Origin of the sequence: Pseudomonas sp. J452 (genome assembly GCF_024666525.1) — a bacterium.
In the GTDB taxonomy this organism is placed as follows: domain Bacteria; phylum Pseudomonadota; class Gammaproteobacteria; order Pseudomonadales; family Pseudomonadaceae; genus Aquipseudomonas.
This window is the reverse complement of the sequence record NZ_CP088294.1, coordinates 4107103-4132673: the sequence shown is the minus strand read 5'-3', so window position 1 is coordinate 4132673 and position 25571 is coordinate 4107103. Positions and strand designations below refer to the sequence as shown.

Here is a 25571-nt window from a genome sequence, read left to right as displayed (position 1 = left end):
ATCAAAGGATAGGTTCTGATGAGTGAGCCCCTGAATCCCGAACAGTTGCGCAGTTTCACCCCGCTCAATGTGCTGTCCGAACAGCAATGGCGGGAGTTGCGTAGCCAGTTGGTGCCGCAGCACCTGCTGGCCGGGCAGTTGCTGTTTCGCCAGGGCGACCAGGCCCGCACCACCTACTACCTGCTGTCCGGCGAGCTGCTGTTGTGCGGCGCCGATGGCCAGGAAGAGCGCCTGCAGGCCGGCACTGCAGCCAGCTGTCACCCGCTTTCACCGAGCCTGCCGCGCCTGCATGAGGCGCGTGCGCTCAGCGATGCCAGCGTGCTGGCACTGGATAGCGCGACCCTCGGGCGCTTGCTGACCTGGCGTCTGGCCTACCAGGACCTGCTGCTGGAACTGGCGGGTAACGGTGAAGACACCGAATGGCTGGAGCGGCTGCTGGAAAACCCGTTGTTCACCAAGGTGCCGCCGGCCAACGTGCGCGCCATGCTCGAACGCCTGCACCCGATCGATCTGCCGGCCGACAGTCGTGTGCTGGTCGAGGGCGAGAGTGGCGATTGCTGCTATTTCCTCAAGAGTGGCCGTGCCGAGGTGATTCGCGGTGCCGACAGCGCGCGCCAGGTACTGGCCGAACTGGAGATTGGGGCCTGTTTTGGCGAGGAGGCGCTGCTTTCCGATCAGCCCCGCAATGCCAGTGTCACCATGATCGAAGCCGGGGTGGTGCTGCGTCTGGATCGCCAGGATTTCTTTTCCCTACTCAAGGCGCCGGTGGTCGACGAAGTCTCCTTCGGTGAGGCGGCGCGTCTGCTGGGTAATGGCGCGCAGTGGCTGGATGTGCGTTTGCAGGACGAGTACGAACGCTCCCATGCCCAGCACTCCCTGAACATGCCGTTGCAGCTGCTGCGCCTGAAGACGCGTCTGCTGGACAAGGGCAAGACCTACCTGTGTTACTGCGACAGCGGCAAGCGCAGCGCCAGTGCGGTGTTCCTCCTCTCCCAGCTGGGCTTCAGCGCCTACGCCCTGCGCGATGGCCTGGATGCGTTGCCGCCGATCCAGCGTGATGCCCTGCTCTGCGAAAACGGCCCCGGCTACCTGGCCCGCTCCGGCGGACGCACCGAACGCAGTCACTGAAGCGTGCCCGCCTTGGCGGGCGCTTATCGTGGGATGCGTTTTCCCGTATGAGCGAGCTCTGCTCGCGAAGGGCCGCGACGTGGCTTGCTTCGCGAGCAGAGCTCGCTCCTACGGGGAGGCTGGCTTCGGCCAGTCATCTCTGACCAGAAAGACCCGCTCGGCTTCGTGCCAGTCACCCTCCGCACCTGCCTGCAGGCGCACCAGCAGTTGCGCCGCTGCCGTTGGCGCCAGGCTCTCCAGCCAACTGCGCTGTTGCTCGGATGAGCAGAGCTGATCTGTGGCCAGGCGCGCCGGCGCCAACCAGGCCTGGCGCGGCAAGACCTGCCAGTGCGCCTCTTGATCCTGCGCGGTGAAGTCCGCCCACTCGCGCCGGTGCAGCCAGCGTCCGCGCAGGTGCTGCGGATTGGCGCCGGTTGGCGCATGGCAGGGTGTTGCCTGGGGATAGAACAGGTAGCCGCTTAGCCACATGCCTGGCTGCGCAGGTTGCTCGCAGATGCCGGCCAATGCGCTGCGCGCCTGCGGCGTGGCCGATAGCGGCAACTGGTGCGCGGCCATGTGCTGCAGTTTGAGGCCCAGGCGGTCGTCGCTGGCCGGGCCCAGCCAGTGCCCGGCATCGGTGCCGGGATGGCGGCGTGGGCCGAGGTAGAGCTTGATTGCCAGTTCCAGATGGTGAACACCGTCAGCATCACGCAGCAGCAGGTCCAGTTCGCCGAGGGTGCGGCCCTGGGTGCGGATGGGCAGATTAGCCGCCAGCACCTGCACATCCGGCGCCGCCTGTAGGGCGAATTGCCAGAGACGCTCGTAATAACGGCCAAGGCGACTGGAACCGCTGGCGAGAAACTGTTGCAGGGCATGACTGTCGCGTTCCAGGCCCTGCAGCCAGTCACTGAGTCGCTGCGGCTCGCGCAGCCAGCGGCTGGCCGTCAGCGGATGGCGCAGCGGCAAGGCGGCGCTGTCCTGCAGCAACGGCGGGGCGAGCAGGGCCCAGGCCAGGTCGCGTACCTGGGGTTGGCGTAGTTGGTCGAGCAGCTCGTCGAGGTGGGGTTGGCTGTGCATTTGCCGAGCATAGCCGAGGCCGGTTTGCCGCTGTGCCGGCCTTTCGCCCATAATCCGGGCAATTCCTCCCGTTGCAGAGCGCCCCATGGAGCAATTTCGCAATATCGGCATCATCGGTCGTCTGGGTAGCGCGCAGGTGCTGGATACCATTCGCCGCCTGAAAAAATTCCTCATCGAGCGTCACCTGCATGTGATTCTCGAAGACACCATCGCTGAAGTGCTGCCGGGCCACGGCCTGCAGACCAGCTCGCGGAAGATCCTCGGCGAGGTCTGCGACCTGGTCATCGTGGTCGGTGGCGATGGCAGTATGCTCGGCGCCGCCCGCGCCCTGGCCCGGCACAAGATTCCGGTGCTCGGCATCAACCGTGGCAGCCTGGGCTTTCTCACCGATATCCGCCCGGACGAGCTGGAAGTGAAGGTCGCCGAGGTGCTTGAGGGCAATTTCCTCGAGGAGAGCCGCTTCCTTCTGGAAGCCGAGGTACGCCGCCACGGCGAAGCCATCGGCCAGGGCGATGCGCTCAACGACGTGGTGCTGCACCCGGGCAAGTCGACCAAGATGATCGAGTTCGAGCTGTATATCGACGGCCAGTTCGTCTGCAGCCAGAAGGCCGACGGCCTGATCATCGCCACGCCGACCGGCTCTACCGCTTATTCGCTGTCCGCCGGCGGGCCGATCATGCACCCCAAGCTGGATGCCATGGTCATCGTGCCGATGTACCCGCACACCCTGTCCAGCCGGCCGATCGTGGTCGATGGCAACAGCGAGTTGAAGGTCGTGGTGGCGGATGACCTGCCGATCTACCCGCTGGTTTCCTGCGATGGGCAGAACCACTTCACCTGCGCCCCCGGCGACACCATCACGGTGGCCAAGAAGCCGCACAAGCTGCGCCTGATCCACCCGCTCGACCATAACTACTACGAGGCTTGCCGCACCAAGCTGGGCTGGGGCAGCCGGCTGGGGGGCAACGACTAGATGCTCGACCCCGCGCGCGGCTATGACCTGATTGGCGATGTGCACGGTTGTGCCCATAGCCTGGCGCGCCTGCTCGAACAGCTGGGCTACCAGCGGCATGCTGGCGTCTGGCGTCATCCGCAGCGCATGGCGCTGTTCCTTGGCGACCTGATCGACCGTGGCCCGCGCATCCGCGAGACCCTGCACCTGGTCCACGACATGGTCGCCGCTGGCCAGGCGCTGTGCATCATGGGCAACCACGAATACAACGCCCTGGGCTGGTGTACCCCGGCGCTGGAAGGTAGCGGCAAGCAGTTCGTCCGTGAGCACACGCCGCGCCACGAGCGCCTGCTGGAGCAGACCCTGCTGCAGTTCGAGGGCCACCCGGCTGACTGGCAGGATTTTCTCGGCTGGTTCTACCAGCTGCCGCTGTTTCTCGATGCCGGACGTTTCCGTATGGTGCACGCCTGCTGGGATGCCGGGCTGATTGCTGCCCTGCGCGCCGAACATAGCGATGGCCGCATCGACGAGGCCTTCGTCAAGGCCTCGGGCGTGCCCGGCAGCTTCGCCAACCGGGTCTTCGAACGCCTGCTGCGCGGCACCGACATGCGTCTGCCGCAGGGCCTGACCCTGACCAGCGAGGAAGGTTTTACCCGCGCCTTCTTCCGTACCAAATTCTGGGAAGACAACCCGCAAACCTATGGCGATGTGGTGTTCCAGCCCGATGCCCTGCCCGATGAGGTAGCGCGCACACCGCTGTCGCCGGATGATCGCAACCGCCTGCTGCAATACGGCCTGGATCAGCCGATGCTGTTTGTCGGCCACTACTGGCGGCGTGGCCTGCCGGCGCCGATCCGCCCCAACCTGGCCTGCCTGGACTACAGCGCGGTGATGGCCGGCAAGCTGGTGGCTTACCGCCTGGATCAGGAAACCCAGATCGACCCGCACAAGTTCGTCTGGGTCGAGGTCGAGCCACCGGAGGCGCCACGATGAGCCCGGTGGAGGCGCTGCGCCTGCCGTTGCAGGAAGACCTCAGCGGCTTCGTCGCCCTGCTGCGCCGCCTGCAGGTACCGCACCGGGTTAGCGAGGAGCGCGATACCCAGGTGCTTTGGGTGCCGGCCGAGTCCTTTGCCGAGCAGGTGCGTGCGCTGTACCTGAGCTATCCGCAGGGCGCCGCGGAGGATGATGTTCCGATCCCCGAGCAACCGACGCAGCGGGGCTTTTTCTTGCAGCTGCGGGTCAGCTGGATGACCGCGCTGGTGCTGCTCCTGACTCTTGTGGTGACCTTGTTGAGTCAGTTTGGTGACAACCATGCCGTCACTCACTGGATCACATTCGTGGACTATCAGGTGCATGGCGAATACGCCTATTTCGTGCCCTGGCTCGACAGTCTTAAGGCAGGTGAATGGTGGCGTTTGTTTAGCCCCATGTTGCTGCATTTGAACTGGCTGCATCTTGCCATGAATGGATTGTGGTACTGGGAGCTGGGTAGGCGTATCGAATACCGTCAAGGGCGTTTGGGACTGCTCGGTCTTACGTTGCTATTTGGTCTGCTATCCAACTTGGCCCAATTCTGGTTTGAAGGTTCCGGTAGGTTTGGCGGTCTTTCCGGCGTGCTCTACGGCTTGCTCGGCTACTGCTGGATCTTCCAGCTGCTGGCGCCGAGTGCCGCCTATCAATTGCCGCGCGGTGTGCTGGTGATGATGCTGATCTGGCTGCTGGTGTGCCTGAGCGGCGCTGTCGACCTGCTCGGTTTTGGCGCCATCGCCAACGCCGCCCATGTTGGTGGCCTGCTCGCCGGCTGCGCCACCGGCCTGTTGGGCGGTGCACTGGCGCGCGTGCGTCGGTAAACTGCCTGCCTGTTCTAGCCTCCTGCTGTTGGAGTTTGCGATGTCCTCGTTTGCCGAAATGATTGAAAACATCACCCCCGATATCTACCAGAGCCTCAAACTGGCGGTGGAAATCGGCAAATGGCCGGACGGCCGCAAGCTGACCCAGGAACAGAAGGAGCTGTCGCTGCAGGCGATGATCGCCTGGGAAGTGCAGAACCTGCCCGAAGAGCAGCGCACCGGCTACATGGGCCCGCAGGAATGCCAGTCGCATGCCGAACCGATCCCGAACCTGTTGTTCAAGTCCAGCGACACCCTGCACTGATGACCCAGACCATGAACGAGTTGGGCCGCGGCGCACTGAGCAAGATGACCATACGCCTGGGCGAGACGGCGCAGTACGCCTTCCGCCTGGATGAGCAGGAAGTGCCGGTCAATCCGCTGCTGGGCAAGCGCATCCGCCTGGAGTTTCTCGGCGCGATCCATTGCAGCCACTGCGGGCGCAAGACCAAGAAGAGCTTCGCCCAGGGCTACTGCTATCCGTGCTTCACCAAGCTGGCGCAGTGCGACAGCTGCATCATGAGCCCCGAGCGCTGCCACTACGACGCCGGCACCTGTCGCGAGCCGCAGTGGGGCGAGCAGTTCTGCATGACCGACCATGTGGTGTACCTGGCCAACTCCTCGGGGATCAAGGTCGGCATCACCCGCGCCAGCCAGATTCCCACGCGCTGGCTGGACCAGGGCGCCAGCCAGGCGCTGCCGATCTTCCGCGTGGCCACTCGCCAGCAGTCCGGCTTCGTCGAAGACCTGCTACGCAGCCAGGTAGCGGACAAGACCAACTGGCGCGCCTTGCTCAAGGGTGATGCCGAGCCCGTCGACCTCGCCGGCGTGCGCGAGCAGCTGATGAGCAGCTGCGCCGAAGGCATCGCTGCGCTGCAGCAGCGCTTCGGCTTGCAGGCCATTCAGCCGGTCAGCGATGTCGAGGTGCTGGAAATTCGCTATCCGGTCGATGCTTATCCGAGCAAAGTCGCCAGCCATGATCTGGAAAAGACCCCGGTGGTCGAGGGTATCCTCAAGGGCATCAAGGGCCAGTACCTGATTCTCGACACGGGCGTGATCAACCTGCGCAAATACACGGCCTACCAGGTCGCCGTACTCACCGAATAAGAGGCCACAAGCCGATGCGTACCGAACAGCCGAAAATGATCTACCTCAAGGACTATCAGGCCCCCGACTACCTGATCGACGAGACCCATCTGACCTTCGAGCTGTACGAGGATCACACCCTGGTGCATGCCCAGTTGGTGATGCGCCGCAACCCGGCTTGCGGCGCCGGCCTGCCGCCGCTGGTGCTGGATGGTCAGCAGCTGGAGCTGCTGAGCCTGGCCCTGGATGACCGTGAGCTGACGGCCGCCGACTACCAGCTGGACGACAGCCACCTGACCCTGCAGCCGACCCAGGAACGCTTCGTCATCGACAGCAGCGTGCGCATCCACCCGGAAAGCAACACCGCGCTGGAAGGTCTGTACAAGTCCAGTGGCATGTTCTGCACCCAGTGCGAGGCCGAAGGTTTCCGCAAGATCACCTATTACCTCGACCGCCCGGACGTGATGAGCAAGTTCACCACGACCGTCAGCGCCGAGCAGCACAGCTACCCGGTACTGCTGTCCAACGGCAACCCGATCGCCACCGGCAGCGAAGGCGATGGCCGCCACTGGGCGACCTGGGAAGACCCGTTCATGAAACCGGCCTACCTGTTCGCCCTGGTCGCCGGCGACCTCTGGTGCGTGGAAGACCGCTTCACCACCATGAGCAGTCGTGAAGTCACCCTGCGCATCTATGTCGAACCGGAGAACATCGACAAGGTGCAGCACGCCATGGACAGCCTGAAGAAGTCGATGAAGTGGGACGAGCAGGTGTACGGCCGCGAGTACGACCTGGACATCTTCATGATCGTCGCGGTCAACGACTTCAACATGGGCGCCATGGAGAACAAGGGCCTCAACATCTTCAACTCCAGCTGCGTGCTGGCCCGTGCCGAGACCGCTACCGATGCCGCGCACCAGCGCGTGGAAGCGGTGGTGGCCCACGAATACTTCCACAACTGGTCGGGCAACCGCGTGACCTGCCGCGACTGGTTCCAGCTGTCGCTCAAGGAAGGCTTCACCGTGTTCCGCGACAGCGAATTCAGCGCCGACATGAACTCGCGCACGGTCAAGCGCATCGAGGACGTGGCCTACCTGCGTACCCACCAGTTCGCCGAGGACGCCGGCCCGATGGCCCACCCGGTGCGCCCGGATGCGTACATGGAGATCTCCAACTTCTACACCCTGACCATCTACGAGAAGGGTTCCGAAGTGCTGCGCATGATCCACACCCTGCTCGGCGCGGAGACCTTCCGCAAGGGTTCGGACCTGTATTTCGAGCGCCACGACGGCCAGGCGGTGACCTGCGATGATTTCGTCCAGGCCATGGAAGACGCCAGTGGCGTCGATCTGAGCCAGTTCAAGCGTTGGTACACCCAGGCCGGCACGCCGCGCCTGGAAGTCAGCGAAAGCTACGACGCGGCGGCCAACACTTACCGCCTGCAATTCCGCCAGAGCTGCCCGGCCACGCCGGGGCAAGCCGAGAAGCTGCCGTTCGTTATCCCGGTCGAGCTGTCGCTGCTGGATGCCGAGGGCCGCGAGCTGCCGCTGCAGCTTGTAGGCGAGGACCAGCCGGTAGGCAGCAGTCGCGTGCTGCAGGTGACCCAGGCCGAGCAGGCCTTCACCTTCGTAAACCTGGCCGACAAGCCGCTGCCGTCGCTGCTGCGCGGCTTCAGTGCGCCGGTCAAGCTGAGCTTCCCCTACAGCCGCGATCAGCTGATGTTCCTTATGCAGCACGATTCGGATGGGTTTAATCGTTGGGAAGCCGGCCAACAGCTGGCCGTGCAGGTGCTGCAGGAGCTGATCGGCCAGCATCAGCGTGGCGAGGCACTGGTGCTGGATCAGCGCCTGGTCACGGCGCTGCGCAGCGTGCTGGAGAACGCCAGCCTGGATCAGGCCATGGTCGCCGAAATGCTCTCGCTGCCGGGCGAGGGCTACCTCACCGAAATCAGCGAAGTGGCCGATGTCGACGCCATCCACGCCGCCCGCGAATTCGCTCGTAGCGAGCTGGCTAGCGCACTGTTCGCGCCGCTATGGGCGCGCTACCAGGCCAACCGCGAGCTGTCGCGCAGCACCGCCTATGTCGCCGAGTCGACCCATTTCGCCCGGCGCAGCCTGCAGAACATCGCGTTGTCCTACCTGATGCTGACCGGCAAGGCCGAGGTGCTGGCGGCCTGCCTGGAGCAGTTCGAAGTCTGCGACAACATGACCGAGCGCCTTGCCGCCCTGGCCGTGCTGGTCAACTCGTCGTTCACCAGCGAGCGTGACGCGGCGCTGCAGAGTTTCGCCGAGCACTTCAAGGACAACGCCCTGGTCATGGATCAGTGGTTCAGCGTGCAAGCCGCCAGCACCTTGCCGGGTGGCCTGGCGCGGGTGCAGGCGCTGATGCAGCACCCGGCCTTCACCATGAAGAACCCGAACAAGGTGCGTGCGCTGATCGGCGCCTTCGCCGGGCAGAACCTGATCAACTTCCATGCGGCCGACGGCAGCGGTTATCGCTTCCTGGCCGACCAGGTGATCAGCCTGAATGCCTCGAACCCGCAGATCGCCTCGCGTCAGTTGGGCCCGCTGACGCGCTGGCGCAAGTACGACGCCTCGCGCCAGGCACTGATGAAGGCTGAACTGGAGCGCATCCTGGCCTCCGGCGAGCTGTCCAGCGATGTCTTCGAGGTGGTCAGCAAGAGCCTCGCCTGATGCTGTTTGCGGCCCTTTCCTGCCGGCAGGGAAGGGTCGCAAAGAGTGTTACCTAGCGCTTGCTTGGTAGCGCTATCTGTTACCGCTACACGCCATTCTGTTTCCTTTCCGCCTGATCAGTTTTATCCCCTCTGAAGCCCGGTTTTACTGGCTTTCCTCCGCCTTAAAAAGCCCTCGATTACTCAAGGTTCGATTGCGCCAAGTGCACGGGCGAATCGGGACAAAGCCGCCTGATTTTTTGGCGGCGATCATTTTTTGATCGGCTTTTTCGGGTCTTCTGCAGCCTTCGCCATGCCTGGAAAAAACACCGATGGTTTCGGCGCTTCTGGTATCGATCTTGTATTGGCTACTCCGCTTGCCTGCACGCGACGTGTTCATCGCGCACTAGCTGCAGGCGTCATCTGCCCATAACAAGAACAACACACCATTGGAGCCGAAGATGGATATGCCTTTGCGCAAATCTTCACTGAGCCTGGCGCCTGCCAGTGCGGGTTTCGCCCTGGCGGGACTCTTACCTTTTCTACTGGCAGTGCCGGCGCAGGCAGTGGAATTCAGCGTCGCCGACGACGAAATCAGCGGTTCGCTGGACACCACGGTTTCCTATGGCCAGCTGTACCGGGTGCAGGGTCAGGACAAGAGCAACGACGACACCAACGGCAACGACGGTAACCGCAACTTCGATACCGGTCTGGTTTCCGAGGTGTTCAAGCTCACCTCCGAGCTGGAAGCCAACTACCAGAACTACGGTCTGTTCGTGCGTGGCACGGCGTTCTATGACACGCAGATCATGGACAAGCGCAACGACAACGACGACTACCGGCCCAGCCAGGGTTACCCGAACAACAACCACTTCACCGATGAGACCCGGCACAAGGCCGGGCGCGATGCGCAGATCCTCGATGCCTATGTGTATGGCAACTGGGATGTGGGTGATATGCCGCTGACCGTCAAGGTCGGCAGCCAGGTGTTCAACTGGGGCGAGGGCATCTTCTACCGTGGCGGGATCAACACCACCAACCCGGTGGATGCGGCCAAGTTCCGCCTGCCGGGCGCAGAGCTGAAAGAAGTGCTGGTGCCGGTCGAGGCCTTCAACTTCAATATCGGCCTGACCGACAACCTGTCGCTGGAGTCCTTCTACCAGTGGAACTGGAAGGAGAGTGCGATCGACCCGGTCGGTACCTACTTCTCCGAGACCGATCTGTTCGCCGCGGGCGGCAGTACCGCCTACACCGTGTATGACAACCCGCTGGTCAGCACAGTGATGGCCGCTTACCAGGCAGAGACCGCCTCCGGCCTGGTGGGCAACGGACCCTTCGGGCCGAATGCTTATCTGAATTCCACTACCAATACGTTCAAAGTGGCCAATGTCGGCGGCGACATCAACGCCAAGAATGACGGCCAGTACGGCTTCGCCCTGCGCTATGTGGCCGAGGAGCTGAACCTGACCGAGTTCGGCTTCTACTACATCAATTACCACGCCAAGGAGCCGCAGATTGCGGTGGACATGGGCGACTATCAGGGCGTCGACATGGCTGCCCTGGGTGCCGCGCAGGGGCCGTTCGCCCCGGCGGTCGCCACCCTCGACGCCGCCAGCAATGCCATCGCCCGCCGCGAGTATGTCGAAGACGTCCGCGTCTACGGCTTCAGCTTCAACACCACCATCGGCGAGGCGTCGGTATTCGGCGAGCTGGCTTACCGGCCCAATCTGCCGGTTGGCCTGAGCGCCACCAACGACCTGCTGGGTGACCTGCTGGGGCAGGGCTTCTTCGGCCAGACCAACATCTACGATGGCGGCGTATCGGGTGACCAGGCCTGTGCGGCTATCTCCGGTAAACAGTTGTGCCGCAGCCCGATCTTCCATAACTACGAACGGGTCGAGGCTTACAACGCTTCGCTGGGCACCATCTACAACTTTGGCGCGGGGCTGAGTTTCGACTCGCTGTTCGGCGTGGCCGAACTGGCCTCCGAGCATGTGCGTGCCAGTAGCCTGAGCTACACCGCCTACGACGGCTCCGAACGTGGTTTCGCCGGGCGGCCCAATGGTGCCTACGTGTCCGGTTACGACGACGCGGATCAGATCAGCCGTGATGCCTATGGCTACACCATGGCCCTGTACGGCACCTGGAACGACGTCTATGCCGGGGTCAACCTGTCGCCTTTCGCCGTGTTCAAGAACAACTTCCAGGGCAACTCGCACCAGACCGGCAACTTCGTCGAAGGGGCCATGGCCTACACGGTCGGCATGAGTGCCAGTTACCTCAACAGCCTGGAAGCAGAGCTGCAGTACACCGAGTTCTACGGCGGCGGGCAGAACAACAGTGGCCGTGATCGCGACAACGTCGGGATCAACGTCAAGTATTCCTTCTAACCCCTTTCGCAGCGGTCAGGCTCCAGAGGCCTGGCCGTTGGCACGCTAACGGAGAATTGCAATGTTGAAGAAACGCTCGCTGATCGGCGCGGCGGTGGCCCTGACCCTGTACGCAGGCGGTGCGCTGGCTGCAGTCGCACCGCAGGATATCGCCAAGCTGGGTTCCAGCCTGACCCCCTTCGGGGCAGAGAAGGCCGGCAACGCCGCCGGCACCATTCCCGCATGGACCGGCGGCATCACCCAGGCCCCGGCTGGGTACGCGGGCAAGGGCAAGCACCATGTCGATCCGTTCCCGGACGATAAGCCGCTGTTCACCATCACCAAGGCCAATCTGGAGCAGTACAAGGACCAGCTGACGGCGGGGCAGATCGCCCTGTTCAACAACTATCCGGACAGCTTCCAGATGCCGATCTACCCGACCCGGCGCTCGGGCTCGGCGCCGCAGTGGGTGTACGACAACAGCATCAAGAATGCCGCCACTGCCAAGCTGGTCGAGGGTGGCAACGGTTTCGCCGATGCCTACGGTGGCATTCCCTTCCCGATTCCGCAGAGCGGCGTCGAGGCGCTGTGGAACCATATCGTGCGCTATCGCGGCAGCTATATCGTGCGTCGCTCGGCGGAAGTGGCGGTGCAGCGCAATGGCGCCTATTCGCCGGTGGTGTCCGAGCAGGAGGCGTTGTTCCGCTACTACGACCCGAAAAGCGCCTACGCCGAGCTGGACAACATCCTGTTCTATTACCTGTCCTTCACCAAGAGCCCGGCGCGCCTGGCCGGTGGTGCGGCGCTGGTCCACGAGACCCTCGATCAGGTCAAGGAACAGCGCCAGGCCTGGGCCTACAGCGCCGGTCAGCGCCGTGTGCGGCGTGCGCCGAACCTGGCCTACGACACGCCGATTGCCGCCTCCGAGGGGCTGCGTACCGCCGATGACACCGACATGTTCAACGGTGCGCCGGATCGCTACGACTGGAAGCTGCTGGGCAAGAAGGAAATCTACATTCCCTACAACAACTACAAGATCTCCAGCCCGGAGGTGAAGTACAGCGACCTGCTGCAGGTCGGTCACGTCAATCCGGCACTGACGCGCAACGAGCTGCACCGGGTCTGGGTGGTCGAGGGCACGCTGAAGCCCGGTGCGCGGCACATCTACTCCAAGCGCACCCTGTACCTCGACGAGGACAGCTGGCAGGCCGCGGTGGTCGACCAGTACGACGGGCGCAACGAGCTGTGGCGCGTGTCGATCGCCTACCTGAAGAACTACTACGACCTGCCCACCACCTGGTCGGCGATGGAGGCCTACCACGACCTGCAGGGGCGCCGTTACCACGTGCAGAACCTCGATAGCGAGGAGCCGGGCACCGTCGATTTCTTCCAGAAAGTCCCCGAGGACAGTCAGTTCACGCCTTCCGCCCTGCGTCGCCGCGGTACCCGCTGAGTTTTCCTGCCCTCCGGCGCAGGCCTGGCCTGCGTCGCGTCCACGTGCTACTCCGGCCGCTCGTTCGAGTGGCCCTTTGCGGCACGGTCTGTGACCGTGCCGACATTTTTCCTCCTGACCTAACAGCCTGTTTCGGACCTTCTGGTCGCTGCCTTTGCGCGTGCGCTGCTCGGCGCTTTTGCCGCTGCCAATCTGCTTAACTGCGCCGCGGTCGAGCTGGCAGGTTGCCAGCTTGTCACTGGGTCATCACCGACCATGCCCTGTACCATGCGCGCGCCTTGTAGCGCGGCAGGTTTTCCGGAACGCATGGGTTTTTCCGCCGCAGCCTGGCGGTGATGAGTAGAAGCGGCTGGCTCAGCTGGCCTGAACGAAGGGAGCAACGGAATGTTGAAAGGAATTTTCGCGGCGGGCCTGCTGGTGTGCCTGTCGAATGTCATGGCGGCCGTGTCGCCGCAGGAAGCGGACAAGCTTGGGGTCAGCTTGATGCCGCTGGGTGGCGAGAAGGCAGCGAATGCCGCAGGCACCATCCCCGCCTGGAACGGTGGCATTACCCAGCCGCCGGCCAGTTACGCCGGCGCCGGGCAGCACCATGTCGATCCGTTTGCGGACGATAAGCCGCTGTTCACCATCACCCAGGCCAATCTGGAACAGTACAAGGCTAATCTGACCGCGGGCCAGATCGCCCTGTTCAAGGCTTATCCGGACAGCTTCCAGATTCCGGTCTACCCGAGCCGCCGCACTGCGTCGGCGCCGCAGTGGGTGTATGACAACACGCGCAAGAACGCCAGCGCAGCCACCCTGTTGAAGGACGGCAACGGTTTCTCCGGCGCTTACGGCGGCATTCCCTTTCCGATTGCCCAGAATGGCGTCGAAGCGCTGTGGAACCATATCGCGCGTTATCGCGGCACCTATGCGGTGCGTCAGTCCTCGGATGCCAGCGTGCAGCGCAACGGCAGCTACGGCCTGGTGACCGTGCGCCAGGAGGCGTTGTTCAATTACTACCTGCAGAACGGCTCGGTCGCCGATCTGGACAATCTGCTGTTCTATTACATGGCAGAGACCAAGGCGCCGGCGCGTCTGGCCGGTGGCGCTTTGCTGGTGCATGAGACCCTGGATCAGGTCACTCAGGCGCGTCAGGCCTGGGCCTATGCCGCCGGTCAGCGGCGCGTGCGGCGGGCGCCGAACGTGGCGTATGACACCCCGCTGACCACCGCCGACAACCTGATGACCGCCGACGACAAGGATATGTTCAACGGCTCGCCGGATCGTTACGACTGGCAGTTGCTGGGCAAGCGCGAGATCTACATTCCGTACAACAACTACCGACTGTCCAGCCCACAGGTGAAGTACGAGCAGCTGATCAAGCCGGGTCATCTCAATCCGCAGTACACCCGTTACGAGTTGCACCGGGTCTGGGTGGTCGAGGGCAAGCTGAAGGCGGGCGCCCGCCATGTGTATGGCAAGCGGACTCTGTACCTCGACGAGGACAGCTGGCAGGCCGCCGCCGTCGACCAGTACGACAGTCGCGGCGAACTGTGGCGCGTCTCGCTGGCCTATCTGAAGAACTACTACGAGTTGCCGACCACCTGGTCGGCGCTGGATGTGTTCCATGATCTGCAATCCGGGCGCTATTACGTGCAGAACCTGGATAACGAAGAGCGCGGCACCAGTGACTTCAGTCAGCCCACGCCGCAAGCCAGTCACTTCTCGGTGGCAACCCTGCGGCGCCTCGGTACGCGTTGAACATCCACGGCAGGCACAAAGGCCGCTACAGTTGTAGCGGCCTTTGTCATATAAGCTGCGGAACTGCGCAGAGGCGCGGGGCAGGGCGCTTAACAAAACATAACGTCACGCCGATTGTCAGATTTTTCCAAAGCCGTATAGCATGCGGGGTCTGCCAATAAGGCATGCACCCACCTATAAGAATAAAGGGGGAAGTTTTATGCGTGAGCCCGCTCTGCGGCCCACCCGCTCCGGCAACCTGCACTCCGTTCAGGTTTCCAACCGTCTTCTATCACCGCTGGCAAAGGCTTTGTCTTTGCTCGGTGTCGTCTCCGCTCTGGCGTTGACCGCACCTATGCAGGCCGTCGCAGCGGAAGCTTCGGCGGTGTTCTCCATCGAATCGCCCAAGGCTGTCAGCAGCCTGCTGCTGGACATCGCCCATGCCGGCAAGCGTCTGGTGGCGGTAGGTGATCGTGGTCATATCCTGTTTTCCGACGACTCCGGACGCAACTGGGTGCAGGCCCGTGTGCCGTCCCGGCAGATGCTCACCGGTGTGTTCTTTGTCGATGACAAGAAAGGCTGGGCCGTCGGTCACGATGCGCAGATCCTCGCGACCACCGACGGTGGTGCCAACTGGACCCTGCAGCACGAAGACCTCGAGCGTGAAGCGCCGTTGCTGGATATCTGGTTCCAGGATGAGAACCGTGGCTATGCCGTGGGTGCCTATGGTGCGTTGCTGGAAACCAGCGATGCCGGCAAGACCTGGAACGATGTCAGTGATCGCCTGGACAACGAAGACGGCTATCACCTGAACGGCATTGCCGCCGTCAAGGATGCCGGCCTGTTCGTGGTGGGCGAGCAGGGCAGCATGTTCCGCTCCGCCGACTGGGGGCAGACCTGGGAACGCGTGACCGGCCCGTATGAAGGTTCGCTGTTTGGCGCGCAAGGCACGACCAGCCCGAACACCCTGCTGGTCTATGGCCTGCGTGGCAATCTGTTCCGCTCGGCCGACTTCGGTAATACCTGGCAAGCCCTGCAGCTGCGCTCCGACTCCGGCGTGCTGGAATTCGGTCTGGCTGGCAGCAGCCTGCTCAAGGATGGCTCCGTGGTCATCGTTGGGCATGGTGGCAGCGTGCTGAAGAGCACGGATGCCGGGCGCAGCTTCTCCGTGGTCAACCGTTCCGATCGTGCCTCGCTGGCCGGTGTGACGGATGATGCGGCAGGCAACCTGGTCCTCGTCGGTCAAGGTGGCGCGCTGCTCGCGACAGAGAATGGCGCCACAGCGGGCCAACAACAATAAGCCGGGCTTTTTAGGGTATGAGTACGATGAGTAACCATCACCAGGACAAGGCAACCTTTCTGGAACGCCTGATTTTCAACAACCGGCCGATAGTGATCACGCTCTGTCTGCTGGTCACTGCGCTCCTGCTCTGGCAGGCCTCGATGATTCGTCCCTCGACCAGTTTCGAGAAGATGATTCCGCTGGATCACCCCTTCATCCAGAAGATGATGGAGCACCGCAACGACCTGGCCAACCTCGGTAATACCGTGCGTATTTCCGTGGAAGCCAAGGATGGTGACATCTTCAGCAAGGAATACATGGAGACGCTCAAGCAGATCCATGACGAGGTGTTCTACATCTCCGGCGTCGATCGTTCCGGCTTGAAGTCGCTGTGGAGTCCCAGCGTGCGCTGGACCGAGGTGACCGAAGAGGGCTTCGATGGCGGCGAAGTGATCCCGCAGACCTACGACGGTTCGCCGCAGAGCCTGGAAGAGTTGCGCGGCAACGTGCTCAAGTCCGGTCAGGTCGGTCGCCTGGTGGCGAACAACTTCAAGTCCAGCATCGTCGATGTGCCGCTGCTGGAGTCCTACCCGAACCCGGAAAACCAGAGCGAGCTGCTCAAGCTCGACTATCGCCAGTTCTCCCACGAGCTGGAAGACAAGATCCGCACCAAGTTCCAGGCACAGAACCCCAATGTGCAGATCCACATTGTCGGTTTTGCCAAGAAGGTCGGTGACCTGATCGATGGCCTGATCATGGTCGTGGCGTTCTTCGGTATCGCCCTGGTCATCACCCTGGTCCTGCTGTACTGGTTCAGCTGGTGTATCCGTTCCACCATCTCGGTGGTCTCGACCACCCTGATCGCGGTGATCTGGCAGCTGGGCCTGATGCACCTGGTCGGCTTCGGTCTCGACCCCTACTCGATGCTGGTGCCGTTCCTGATCTTCGCCATCGGTATTTCCCATGGCGTGCAGAAGATCAACGGTATCGCCCTGCAATCGAGTGATGCGGACAACGCCCTGACCGCCGCACGTCGTACGTTCCGCCAGCTGTTCCTGCCGGGGATGATTGCCATCCTGGTGGACGCCGTCGGCTTCATCACCCTGCTGGTGATCGATATCGGCGTAATCCGCGAGCTGGCCATTGGCGCTTCCATCGGTGTCGGCGTGATCGTCTTCACCAACCTGATTCTGCTGCCGGTAGCGATTTCCTACATCGGTATCAGCAAGAAGGCGGTCGAGCGCAGCAAGAAGGACGCCTGCCGCGAGCATCCGTTCTGGCGCCTGCTGTCCAACTTCGCCCATCCGGTGGTGGCGCCGATCTCGGTAGTCATCGCGCTGACGGCGGGTATTGGTGGCTTCTGGTACCAGAAGGCCAACCTGCAGATCGGTGACCTCGATCAGGGTGCGCCGGAACTGCGTTCGGACTCGCGTTACAACCAGGACAACAACTTCATCATCAGCAACTATTCGACCAGTTCCGACGTACTGGTGGTGATGGTTAAGACGCCGAACGAAGGCTGCTCGACCCACGGCACCCTGGCGCCGATGGATGAGCTGATGTGGCGCATGGAGAACACCGAGGGCGTGCAGTCGGCCATTTCCATGGTCAGCGTGTCCAAGCAGGTGATCAAGGGCATGAACGAGGGCAACCTGAAATGGGAAACCCTGTCGCGCAACCCGGACGTGCTGAACAACTCCATCGCGCGTGCCGATGGCCTGTACAACGCCGATTGCTCGCTGGCGCCGGTGCTGGTGTTCCTCAACGACCACAAGGCGGAAACCCTCAAGCGCGCCGTGGGCGTGGCTCAGGAGTTCGCCAAGGAGCACAACAAGGACGGCCTGGAGTTCATCCTGGCAGCCGGTAACGCCGGTATCGAGGCGGCAACCAACGAGGTCATCGCCAAGTCCGAGCTGATCATCCTGGTGCTGGTGTACGTCTGCGTGGCGGTGATGTGTCTGATCACCTTCCGTTCGTTTGGCGCCATGCTGTGCATCATCCTGCCGCTGATCCTCACCTCCATCCTGGGTAACGCCCTGATGGCCTGGCTGGGTATCGGTGTGAAGGTGGCGACCCTGCCGGTGATCGCGCTGGGTGTGGGTATCGGTGTCGACTACGGCATCTACATCTACAGCCGCCTGGAGAGTTTCCTGCGTGCCGGCATGACCCTGCAGGAAGCCTACTACCAGACCCTGAAGTCCACCGGTAAGGCCGTACTGTTCACCGGTCTGTGCCTGGCCATCGGTGTGGTGACCTGGATCTTCTCGGCGATCAAGTTCCAGGCCGACATGGGTCTGATGCTGACCTTCATGCTGCTGTGGAACATGTTCGGTGCCCTGTGGCTGCTGCCAGCCCTGGCGCGCTTCCTGATCAAACCGGAGAAACTCGCCGGCAAGGTCGGTGGTTCGCTGTTCGCGCACTGATCTTGTAGCGCTGTACAAGAGGGCTCCTTCGGGAGCCCTTTTTGTTGGCGATGTACCACTAGCGTGTGGTGTGCAGCTCCATGGTTTGCAGGGTGGAAAGCAAATCCGCGTAGCGGCAAGAAAAAGAGCCATCAAGCAGCTCGGAGCCCGAGTCCCCGTCAGGAGGCCGAAACGTAGCGAAGCGGAGTAACAGCCGTAGGTTGGCCCGCAGGGCGAGCGCAGCGCAGGGATGCGGCGAGAGGCTTAAAGGGCCATGGATGGCCCTTGTAAGCCGGCCCCCGGAGCAGCGCCGGAGGGAGGGAACCTGGAGCGAAGCGCAGGGCCGGATGCCGGGGCGCACTTCTCTTTGGTTACTTTCTCTTGTGCGAGCAAGGGAAAGTGACTCGTGCGGGTGGGCGAAACCCAAACCATCAGCCCGCTCGGCAATCAGCTCGGCAGGGTGTCCTCGGAGCCATCAAATGCATACGGCGCACCCTCTAACGCCATGGATGGTATGCGTCTATCCAGCACGCTTGCCGCTGCCGGATGGCGGGCGAGGGGCATATCGGTGCGCACCAAATCGCAGGCAAGAAAAAGCCGCCTCGCGGCGGCTCTTTCACTACGGCTCGAATTACATGTTGGGGTAGTTCGGGCCGCCAGTGCCTTCCGGAGCGATCCAGGTGATGTTCTGGGCCGGGTCCTTGATGTCACAGGTCTTGCAGTGCACACAGTTCTGCGCGTTGATCTGGAACTTCTTCTCGCCGTCTTCCTGGGTGACGATCTCGTACACGCCAGCCGGGCAGTAACGCTGTGCCGGCTCGTCGTACAGCGGCAGGTTCTTGCTCAGCGGAATACTGGCGTCGGCCAGTTTCAGGTGGCAAGGCTGCTCTTCCTCGTGGTTGGTGTTGGAGAGGAACACCGAGGAAAGTTTGTCGAAGCTCAGCTTGCCGTCCGGCTTCGGATAGTCGATACGCTTCGATTCTGCAGCGGGCTTCAGGCAGGCATAGTCCGGCTTGGTGTCGTGCAGGGTGAAGGGGATCTTGCCACCGAAGATGTTCTGGTCCAGCCAGTTGATGCCACCACCGATCAGCGGGCCGAACTTGTGCAGGGCCGGGCCGAAGTTACGGCTGCGGAACAGCTCGTCGTACAGCCAGCTGGCCTTGAAGCCATCGACGTAGCCATTCAGCAGGTCGCCGCCCTGACCGTCGGCCAGCAGCACGTCGGCTACCGCTTCTGCAGCCAGCATGCCGGACTTCATGGCGGTGTGGCTGCCCTTGATCTTGGCGAAGTTCAGGGTGCCGAGATCGCAACCGATCAGGGCGCCGCCCGGGAAGACCATCTTCGGCAGCGAGTTCAGGCCGCCTTTGCAGATGGCGCGAGCGCCATAGGCCACGCGCTTGCCGCCTTCCAGGTACTGCTTGATCACCGGGTGGTGCTTGTAACGCTGGAACTCGTCGAACGGCGACAGGTAAGGGTTGCCGTAGGACAGGTCGACGATCAGGCCGACCACCACCTGGTTGTTTTCCAGGTGATAGAGGAAGGAGCCACCGGTGTTCTCGGTGCCGACCACGTCCAGCGGCCAGCCGGCGGTGTGCACCACCAGGCCCTGCTCGTGTTTGGCCGGGTCGATGTCCCAGATTTCCTTGATGCCGATGCCGTAGTGCTGGGCATCGGCTTCGCTGTCCAGGTTGTACTTCTGGATCAGTTGCTTGCCGATATGGCCACGGCAGCCTTCGGCGAACAGGGTGTACTTGCCACGCAGTTCCATGCCGGGGGTGTAGTAGCCTTCCTTCGGATGGCCTTCGCGGTCGACACCCAGGTCACCGGTGACGATGCCGCGCACCACGCCATTTTCGTCGATCAGCGCTTCCTGGGCGGCGAAGCCCGGGTAGATCTCGACGCCCAGGGCCTCGGCCTGCTGGGCCAGCCAGCGGCACAGGTTGCCCAGGGAGATGATGTAGTTGCCCTCGTTGTGCATGGTCTTCGGCACGAACAGGTCGGGGACTTTGATAGCGCCTTCGGCGCTCTTCAGCATGTAGATGTCGTCGCGCTTGACCGGCGTGTTCAGCGGGGCGCCGAGCTCCTGCCAGTTGGGGAACAGCTCGTTCAGCGCGCGCGGCTCGAACACCGCGCCGGAGAGGATGTGAGCGCCGACTTCGGAGCCCTTCTCGACCACGCAGACGCTGATCTCTTTGCCGGCGTCGGCGGCCTTCTGCTTCAGTCGGCAGGCGGCGGACAGACCGGACGGGCCGGCACCGACGATGACGACGTCGAATTCCATAAATTCGCGTTCCACAGAAATCTCCTACTCAAGGCTCTTCGGTGTTATTGATTTTTGCTTTGGGGCTAGGCTTTCTCTGGCCTGCGCGTGGGCATTATATCTACAGCCTCGGGCACGTCCAATACAAACGTTTGTTTGAATTTTGTTAAACCCCGGCAGGACAAGGCTTGGCGGCGGATGGAAGGGCGGTTTTTCGTGTTGACCGAAAAAGGCGTTGCGGTCAAGATACGGGCGGTTTTGCGTTCGCCGTATGGGCTGACCGTCGGTTCCGGCCGACCTGCATCACCGGCCAGGCTCGACTTGGCGACATTCTTATTCACCGGAGAGTAACGAGGAATCCATGAAGGTTCTTGTAGCTGTCAAACGAGTGGTCGACTACAACGTCAAAGTTCGCGTCAAAGCGGACAACTCCGGCGTCGACCTCGCCAACGTCAAGATGTCGATGAACCCCTTCTGCGAAATCGCCGTGGAAGAAGCCGTACGCCTGAAAGAAAAGGGTGTTGCGAGCGAAATCGTCGTCGTCACCATCGGCCCGAACACCGCTCAGGAGCAGCTGCGTACCGCACTGGCTCTGGGTGCTGATCGTGCCATTCTGGTCGAGTCCAACGACGAGCTGAACTCTCTGGCCGTGGCCAAATTGCTGAAAGCCGTGGTTGATAAAGAGCAGCCGCAGCTGGTCATCCTGGGCAAGCAAGCCATCGACAGCGACAACAACCAGACCGGCCAGATGCTGGGCGCTCTGACCGGTTACGGCCAAGGCACCTTCGCTTCGAAAGTCGAAGTGGCTGGTGACAAAGTCAACGTGACTCGCGAAATCGACGGCGGTCTGCAGACCGTTGCGCTGAATCTGCCGGCAATCGTCACTACTGACCTGCGCCTGAACGAACCGCGCTACGCATCGCTGCCGAACATCATGAAAGCCAAGAAGAAGCCGCTGGACGTGGTTACCCCGGACGCCCTGGGTGTTTCCACCGCTTCCACCGTCAAGACCCTGAAAGTCGAAGCGCCTGCTGCCCGCAGCGCCGGCATCAAGGTCAAGTCCGTGGCTGAACTGGTCGAGAAACTGAAGAACGAGGCGAAGGTAATCTAAATGACTATCCTGGTTATCGCTGAACACACCAATGCTGCCCTGGCGCCTGCCACGCTGAACACCGTTGCCGCTGCCGCGAAAATCGGTGGCGACATCCACGTTCTGGTTGCTGGCGCCGCTTGCGGCGCTGCTGCCGAAGCCGCTGCCAAGATCGCTGGCGTGGCCAAGGTTCTGGTTGCCGACAACGCTGCCTACGCTCATCAGCTGCCGGAAAACGTTGCGCCGCTGGTTGCCGAACTGGGCAAGGGCTACAGCCACATCCTGGCTGCCGCCACCAGCAACGGTAAGAACGTGCTGCCGCGCGTTGCTGCCCAGCTGGACGTCGATCAGATCTCCGAGATCATCGCCGTTGAAAGCGCCGACACCTTCAAGCGCCCGATCTATGCCGGTAACGCCATCGCTACCGTGCAGTCTTCGGCTGCCGTGAAAGTGATCACCGTGCGCTCCACCGGTTTCGACCCGGTTGCCGCCGAAGGCGGTTCTGCTGCTGTTGAAGCAGTGAGCGGTGCGGCTGACGCTGGCAAATCCGCCTTCGTTGGCGAAGAGCTGGCCAAGTCCGATCGTCCGGAACTGACCGCTGCCAAGATCGTCGTTTCCGGCGGTCGTGGCATGCAGAACGGTGACAACTTCAAGCACCTGTATGCCCTGGCCGACAAGCTGGGCGCTGCTGTGGGTGCCTCGCGCGCTGCTGTCGACGCCGGTTTCGTACCGAACGACATGCAGGTTGGCCAGACCGGCAAGATCGTCGCACCGCAGCTGTACATCGCGGTCGGCATCTCCGGTGCCATCCAGCACCTGGCGGGCATGAAAGACTCCAAAGTGATCGTCGCGATCAACAAGGACGAAGAAGCCCCGATCTTCCAGGTGGCTGACTACGGCCTGGTCGCTGACCTGTTCGAAGCCGTACCGGAACTGGAAAAACTGGTGTAAGCCAGCTTCCCGCTCCCACAAAAAACCCGCTCATCGAGCGGGTTTTTTGTTGCCTTTTAGTAGCGCTTGCTCTCGAGGAAGGCCTGATAGTGCCGGGCCGTCTCTTCGGGGCGCTCAATCATTGGCGCATGCCCGCAATCCTTCATGATTACCACGCTGGGTTGGCGCAGCAGTGGCTTCATCACCGCGATGCTGGACACGTCCAGTACACGATCCTGCTCACCCCAGAGCAGCAGGGTTGGGGCTGAAATCTTCTGCAGTTCCGGCTCCAGCGGGATATAGCGCTCACGCAGCTGCGCGAAGATTCGGTCGTAGTGCTCCTGATTGGCCATCGACTGCTCGGCGAAGTGGCGCTTCAGCGAGTCGGGCAGGGGCGGTGGGCTGACGAAGACGAAGTTCATCAGCGTCTCGAAGTCCTCGGCTTTGCGTACCACCAGCGGGTTGGGTTCGCCGCGCTCGATACGCTCGAACATCTCGCTTTTCTTCGGCGAGGTCACGCCGGAGTTGTCCAGCAGGGCCAGGGTCACAACCTGTTTCGGGTGGCGCGCGGCGTAGAGCGCCGCAATGTGCCCGCCCATGGAGTTGCCGATGAGGTGGGCCTGTTCGATGTTCAGGGCCTTGAGAAAGGCCTGCAGGCGTTCGGTCTGAGAGCCGACGTCATAATTGGCATCCTGCTTGCTGCTTTCACCGAAGCCGGGCAGGTCGAGGGCGATGACGTGATAGCGGTCAGTGAAGTGACGGGCGAAGCGCAGCCAGTTGTCGCGATTGGCGCCGAAACCATGGATCATCACGATGGTCTCCGCGTCTGCCGGGCCACCCTCGTAGTAGGTGATCTGCCCGTTAGCGACCTGGACTTGTTTGGAGGAGAGGCCGGCCAGGCCACGTTCGACCAGCTGCACGCTACCGATCAGTGCGCTCGGCGACACGTAAAGCGCCCCGGCACCCGCAGCCAGCAGTAAAATGAGACCGAATAGGAGTTTTTTCATGGCGAATCCTTATCGCTAATAATTATTTAGGTTGGCTTTAGGCTAGCATTAACAGGCTGTTGAAAAACGTTGGCGAGGCAGCCAGCGCAAGGCAAAAACAGGCGAAAAAGCGCAGTTTACGAGCTGTAAATGAGCATTTTGAGCCTGTTTTTAACGCCGCGATGACAACGCAGGTAGTTTTTCAACAGCCTGTTAATACGCTTCCGGGCTGTCAGATATGACGCATGCCTCTTTGAACATCAAGCCGGGACATTGCCCATGCGCGCTCCGTCGTTTGTTACGTCTTCGCTGCTTCTGCTGAGTCTGCTGGCCCCGATGCTGGCCGGGGCGGCAGGCAAGTGCGAGCGCCTGGTGGCGACAGGTAATCCGGAGTACCCGCCTTACCTCTGGCGAGATCCACAGAACCCCCAGAAGCTGATCGGCGCCAATGCCGATCTGTTGCAGCAGATCGGCGAGCAGATCGGCGTCGAGATTGAGGTCATGCACACCGGTCCCTGGTCGCGGGCCCAGGATGAAGTGCGCACCGGTCGCGTCGATCTGTTGGCCGGCGCCTTCCTCACCTTGCCACGCCTGGAAAGCATGGATTACGTGCATCCGGCTTTCTATGTCACGCCGAGCATGGTCTGGGTGCGCAAGGGTCACGAGTTTCCTTACAGCGGCTGGGAGGACCTGCGCGGTCGCGTTGGCGGGACCCTGGTCAACAACAGCTTCGGCCAGCAGTTCGATGCCTTCGCCAAGGCCAACCTGACCCTGGAGAGCGTGCCCAGCCTGACCCAGGCCTTCCAGAAACTGCTGCTCGGGCGCACCGAATATGTGCTCTACGAACGCTACCCCGGAGTGGCCTTGGCCAATACCCTTGGTCTGATGGAAGATCTGCAGGCGCTGGAACCGCCAATTTCCAGTGAGGGCCTGTTCCTTACCCTGTCGCACAACTCCGCCTGCAACGATCCCTGGCTGCGCGGACAGTTGGCGAAAAAAATGACAGAATTGACCGCCACCGGGCTGCCGGAAACCTTGTTGCAACGCAATCTTGAGCGTTGGAAAAGCCAGCAGCTGCAACCCGCCAGTGTCCCGCCGAGTGAGTAGGAACCGTTCAGTGAACAAGCTAATTGCAAGCGCCGCCCTGGCCTCGCTGCTTCTGGTCGGCTGTGCCAACGACCCTGCACCGACCGCCCAGATGGGACTCACCGTCAAGGCTGTGGAACAGGCCCGTGCGGTAGGTGCCGATGAGCAGATAGTCGAAATGCAGCTGGCCGAGAAAAAACTCGCCCGCGCGGAAAAGAACATGGGCGAGGAAGATTTCAAGCGAGCCCGGGTGTTCGCCGAACAGGCCGAACTGGATGCGCGCCTGGCCGAGGCCAAGGTGCTGACGCAGAAGAGTCAGGCGCAACTGGACGAGTTGAATACCCGCATCACGCGTCTGCGCAAGCAACTGGGAGATCAGCAGTGACCCGTACTCATGGCCTGGCCAGCGTGTTGCTGTCCCTGACCCTGCTCGGTGGCTGTGCCAGCCAGGACAGCGTCGAAGCGTTGACTGCCGCCGAAGCGAGCTTCCAGAAGGTCAAGGAAAACCCGGACGTACTGCGCAGTGCGCCGAAGGACGTGATCCGCGCCGGCGAATCCCTGGCGCGTGCGCAGCGCCTGTCCAGCTACTGGGGCAGCAACGATGATGTGCTGCACTACGCCTATCTCAGCCAGCGCTACAGCGCTATCGCCAGCCAGCACAGCGAGCTGAGCCTGAACCAGGAACGTGCGGTCCAACTGGAGCTGGAGCGCCAGCGCCTGCAGCTGGCCCTGCGCGAAGCCAAGCTGCTCAGCCTGCAGCAACACGGCCAGTGGTTCGATGAGCAGATGGCCAACAACCTGGCGGCAACCGAGACCGATCGTGGTCTGGTGATGACTCTGGGCGATGTCCTGTTCGATGCCGGGCGGGCCGAGCTCAAGGCGTCGGCCAACCGTACGGTGCTCAAGCTGGTGCAGTTCCTCCAGCTCAACCCGCGGCGCATTGTGCGCATCGAGGGTTACACCGACGGGCGTGGCGATGCCAAGGAAAACCTCGAGTTGTCCCGTGCCCGCGCGCAAGCCGTGGCCGATGTGCTGGTCGACCTGGGCATCGACAGCCAGCGCATCAGCGTGAAGGGGTTTGGCGAGGCCTATCCGGTCGCGGATAACGCCTCCAGCCGTGGGCGTGCGCAGAATCGCCGGGTGGAGATCGTCTTTTCTGATGAAACCGGCCAGCTGCAACCCGGTCGCTGAGCCACGCAAGACTCGACA

21 protein-coding genes are annotated in these 25571 nt (G+C 62.3%); 17 read left to right on the top strand and 4 right to left on the bottom strand.

All coding sequences use genetic code 11. The features are described from left to right. Positions 1-18: 18 nt before the first annotated feature. Positions 19-1128, top strand: coding sequence for a cyclic nucleotide-binding domain-containing protein (locus tag LRS11_RS18740; protein ID WP_260494363.1), 1110 nt, complete (start codon positions 19-21; stop codon positions 1126-1128). A gap of 108 nt (positions 1129-1236) precedes the next feature. Here the strand turns inward: LRS11_RS18740 and LRS11_RS18735 are convergent, their stop codons facing one another. After that, positions 1237-2235 carry a DUF1853 family protein gene (locus LRS11_RS18735; protein ID WP_260494362.1) on the bottom strand — a complete coding sequence of 333 codons (999 nt, stop codon included), beginning with the start codon at positions 2233-2235 and terminating at the stop codon, positions 1237-1239. Between the two features lie 34 nt (positions 2236-2269). On the opposite strand from LRS11_RS18735, the gene LRS11_RS18730 reads away from it, so the two are divergent. Genes LRS11_RS18730 through pepN form a run of 6 tightly spaced genes read left to right on the top strand, consistent with a single transcriptional unit; the run spans position 2270 to position 8804 of the window. Next, positions 2270-3157, top strand: coding sequence for an NAD(+) kinase (locus tag LRS11_RS18730; RefSeq protein WP_260494361.1), 888 nt, complete (start codon positions 2270-2272; stop codon positions 3155-3157). Further along, positions 3158-4129, top strand: a complete 972-nt coding sequence (locus LRS11_RS18725) for a metallophosphoesterase (RefSeq protein WP_260494360.1) — start codon at positions 3158-3160, stop codon at positions 4127-4129. It abuts the gene before it with no gap. Then, positions 4126-4986, top strand: coding sequence for a rhomboid family intramembrane serine protease (locus tag LRS11_RS18720; RefSeq protein WP_260494359.1), 861 nt, complete (start codon positions 4126-4128; stop codon positions 4984-4986). The genes LRS11_RS18725 and LRS11_RS18720 overlap by 4 nt, the downstream gene beginning before the upstream one ends. A 40-nt stretch (positions 4987-5026) precedes the next feature. After that, entirely contained in the window at positions 5027-5290 is a 264-nt protein-coding gene (locus LRS11_RS18715) for a YeaC family protein (RefSeq protein WP_260494358.1), read from the top strand. An 11-nt stretch (positions 5291-5301) separates the two neighbouring features. Then, complete coding sequence (locus tag LRS11_RS18710; protein WP_260496955.1) at positions 5302-6132, top strand: DUF2797 domain-containing protein; 831 nt, start codon at positions 5302-5304, stop codon at positions 6130-6132. A gap of 14 nt (positions 6133-6146) precedes the next feature. After that, entirely contained in the window at positions 6147-8804 is a 2658-nt protein-coding gene (gene pepN, locus LRS11_RS18705) for an aminopeptidase N (RefSeq protein WP_260494357.1), read from the top strand. A 144-nt stretch (positions 8805-8948) separates the two neighbouring features. Here the strand turns inward: pepN and LRS11_RS18700 are convergent, their stop codons facing one another. Next, entirely contained in the window at positions 8949-9182 is a 234-nt protein-coding gene (locus tag LRS11_RS18700) for a hypothetical protein (RefSeq protein WP_260494356.1), read from the bottom strand. Between the two features lie 61 nt (positions 9183-9243). Here LRS11_RS18700 and LRS11_RS18695 point away from each other — a divergent pair, with 61 nt between their 5' ends. The 5 genes from LRS11_RS18695 to LRS11_RS18675 all read left to right on the top strand — a co-directional run bounded on the left by LRS11_RS18695 (position 9244) and on the right by LRS11_RS18675 (position 18031). Then, positions 9244-11172, top strand: a complete 1929-nt coding sequence (locus LRS11_RS18695; RefSeq protein ID WP_260494355.1) for a DUF1302 domain-containing protein — start codon at positions 9244-9246, stop codon at positions 11170-11172. A 61-nt stretch (positions 11173-11233) separates the two neighbouring features. Beyond that, positions 11234-12604, top strand: a complete 1371-nt coding sequence (locus tag LRS11_RS18690) for a DUF1329 domain-containing protein (protein WP_260494354.1) — start codon at positions 11234-11236, stop codon at positions 12602-12604. A gap of 384 nt (positions 12605-12988) precedes the next feature. Beyond that, positions 12989-14347, top strand: coding sequence for a DUF1329 domain-containing protein (locus tag LRS11_RS18685; RefSeq protein WP_260494353.1), 1359 nt, complete (start codon positions 12989-12991; stop codon positions 14345-14347). 199 nt (positions 14348-14546) lie between these two features. After that, complete coding sequence (locus LRS11_RS18680; RefSeq protein WP_260494352.1) at positions 14547-15626, top strand: YCF48-related protein; 1080 nt, start codon at positions 14547-14549, stop codon at positions 15624-15626. Positions 15627-15643: 17 nt separating this feature from the next. Then, positions 15644-18031: an RND family transporter gene (locus tag LRS11_RS18675; RefSeq protein ID WP_260494351.1), complete on the top strand. Its 2388-nt coding sequence runs from the start codon at positions 15644-15646 to the stop codon at positions 18029-18031. Between the two features lie 610 nt (positions 18032-18641). Here the strand turns inward: LRS11_RS18675 and LRS11_RS18670 are convergent. Then, positions 18642-20306: an electron transfer flavoprotein-ubiquinone oxidoreductase gene (locus LRS11_RS18670; protein WP_260494350.1), complete on the bottom strand. Its 1665-nt coding sequence runs from the start codon at positions 20304-20306 to the stop codon at positions 18642-18644. Between the two features lie 325 nt (positions 20307-20631). On the opposite strand from LRS11_RS18670, the gene LRS11_RS18665 reads away from it, so the two are divergent. Further along, complete coding sequence (locus tag LRS11_RS18665) at positions 20632-21381, top strand: electron transfer flavoprotein subunit beta/FixA family protein (protein ID WP_160490859.1); 750 nt, start codon at positions 20632-20634, stop codon at positions 21379-21381. Further along, positions 21382-22311, top strand: a complete 930-nt coding sequence (locus LRS11_RS18660; protein WP_182833477.1) for an electron transfer flavoprotein subunit alpha/FixB family protein — start codon at positions 21382-21384, stop codon at positions 22309-22311. A gap of 56 nt (positions 22312-22367) precedes the next feature. Here the strand turns inward: LRS11_RS18660 and LRS11_RS18655 are convergent, their stop codons facing one another. Continuing rightward, entirely contained in the window at positions 22368-23297 is a 930-nt protein-coding gene (locus tag LRS11_RS18655) for an alpha/beta fold hydrolase (protein ID WP_260494349.1), read from the bottom strand. A gap of 258 nt (positions 23298-23555) precedes the next feature. Between LRS11_RS18655 and LRS11_RS18650 the strand changes: the two genes are divergently transcribed. The 3 genes from LRS11_RS18650 to LRS11_RS18640 all read left to right on the top strand — a co-directional run bounded on the left by LRS11_RS18650 (position 23556) and on the right by LRS11_RS18640 (position 25553). Further along, positions 23556-24383 carry a substrate-binding periplasmic protein gene (locus tag LRS11_RS18650; RefSeq protein WP_260494348.1) on the top strand — a complete coding sequence of 276 codons (828 nt, stop codon included), beginning with the start codon at positions 23556-23558 and terminating at the stop codon, positions 24381-24383. A gap of 91 nt (positions 24384-24474) precedes the next feature. Beyond that, entirely contained in the window at positions 24475-24747 is a 273-nt protein-coding gene (locus LRS11_RS18645) for a DUF4398 domain-containing protein (RefSeq protein WP_173211667.1), read from the top strand. Further along, complete coding sequence (locus LRS11_RS18640; RefSeq protein ID WP_260494347.1) at positions 24744-25553, top strand: OmpA family protein; 810 nt, start codon at positions 24744-24746, stop codon at positions 25551-25553. Before LRS11_RS18645 ends, LRS11_RS18640 begins: the two co-directional genes overlap by 4 nt. The last annotated feature ends 18 nt before the right edge of the window (positions 25554-25571 follow it).

Coding starts and splice junctions, on each gene's coding strand:
- LRS11_RS18720 (WP_260494359.1), top strand. CDS start 4,126: ATGAGCCCGGTGGAGGCGCTGCGCCTGCCGTTGCAGGAAGACCTCAGC.
- LRS11_RS18700 (WP_260494356.1), bottom strand. CDS start 9,182: ATGAACACGTCGCGTGCAGGCAAGCGGAGTAGCCAATACAAGATCGAT.
- LRS11_RS18660 (WP_182833477.1), top strand. CDS start 21,382: ATGACTATCCTGGTTATCGCTGAACACACCAATGCTGCCCTGGCGCCT.
- LRS11_RS18725 (WP_260494360.1), top strand. CDS start 3,158: ATGCTCGACCCCGCGCGCGGCTATGACCTGATTGGCGATGTGCACGGT.
- pepN (WP_260494357.1), top strand. CDS start 6,147: ATGCGTACCGAACAGCCGAAAATGATCTACCTCAAGGACTATCAGGCC.
- LRS11_RS18685 (WP_260494353.1), top strand. CDS start 12,989: ATGTTGAAAGGAATTTTCGCGGCGGGCCTGCTGGTGTGCCTGTCGAAT.
- LRS11_RS18740 (WP_260494363.1), top strand. CDS start 19: ATGAGTGAGCCCCTGAATCCCGAACAGTTGCGCAGTTTCACCCCGCTC.
- LRS11_RS18690 (WP_260494354.1), top strand. CDS start 11,234: ATGTTGAAGAAACGCTCGCTGATCGGCGCGGCGGTGGCCCTGACCCTG.
- LRS11_RS18655 (WP_260494349.1), bottom strand. CDS start 23,297: ATGAAAAAACTCCTATTCGGTCTCATTTTACTGCTGGCTGCGGGTGCC.
- LRS11_RS18735 (WP_260494362.1), bottom strand. CDS start 2,235: ATGGGCGAAAGGCCGGCACAGCGGCAAACCGGCCTCGGCTATGCTCGG.
- LRS11_RS18645 (WP_173211667.1), top strand. CDS start 24,475: ATGGGACTCACCGTCAAGGCTGTGGAACAGGCCCGTGCGGTAGGTGCC.
- LRS11_RS18710 (WP_260496955.1), top strand. CDS start 5,302: ATGAACGAGTTGGGCCGCGGCGCACTGAGCAAGATGACCATACGCCTG.
- LRS11_RS18650 (WP_260494348.1), top strand. CDS start 23,556: ATGCGCGCTCCGTCGTTTGTTACGTCTTCGCTGCTTCTGCTGAGTCTG.
- LRS11_RS18665 (WP_160490859.1), top strand. CDS start 20,632: ATGAAGGTTCTTGTAGCTGTCAAACGAGTGGTCGACTACAACGTCAAA.
- LRS11_RS18730 (WP_260494361.1), top strand. CDS start 2,270: ATGGAGCAATTTCGCAATATCGGCATCATCGGTCGTCTGGGTAGCGCG.
- LRS11_RS18675 (WP_260494351.1), top strand. CDS start 15,644: ATGAGTACGATGAGTAACCATCACCAGGACAAGGCAACCTTTCTGGAA.
- LRS11_RS18715 (WP_260494358.1), top strand. CDS start 5,027: ATGTCCTCGTTTGCCGAAATGATTGAAAACATCACCCCCGATATCTAC.
- LRS11_RS18695 (WP_260494355.1), top strand. CDS start 9,244: ATGGATATGCCTTTGCGCAAATCTTCACTGAGCCTGGCGCCTGCCAGT.
- LRS11_RS18680 (WP_260494352.1), top strand. CDS start 14,547: ATGCGTGAGCCCGCTCTGCGGCCCACCCGCTCCGGCAACCTGCACTCC.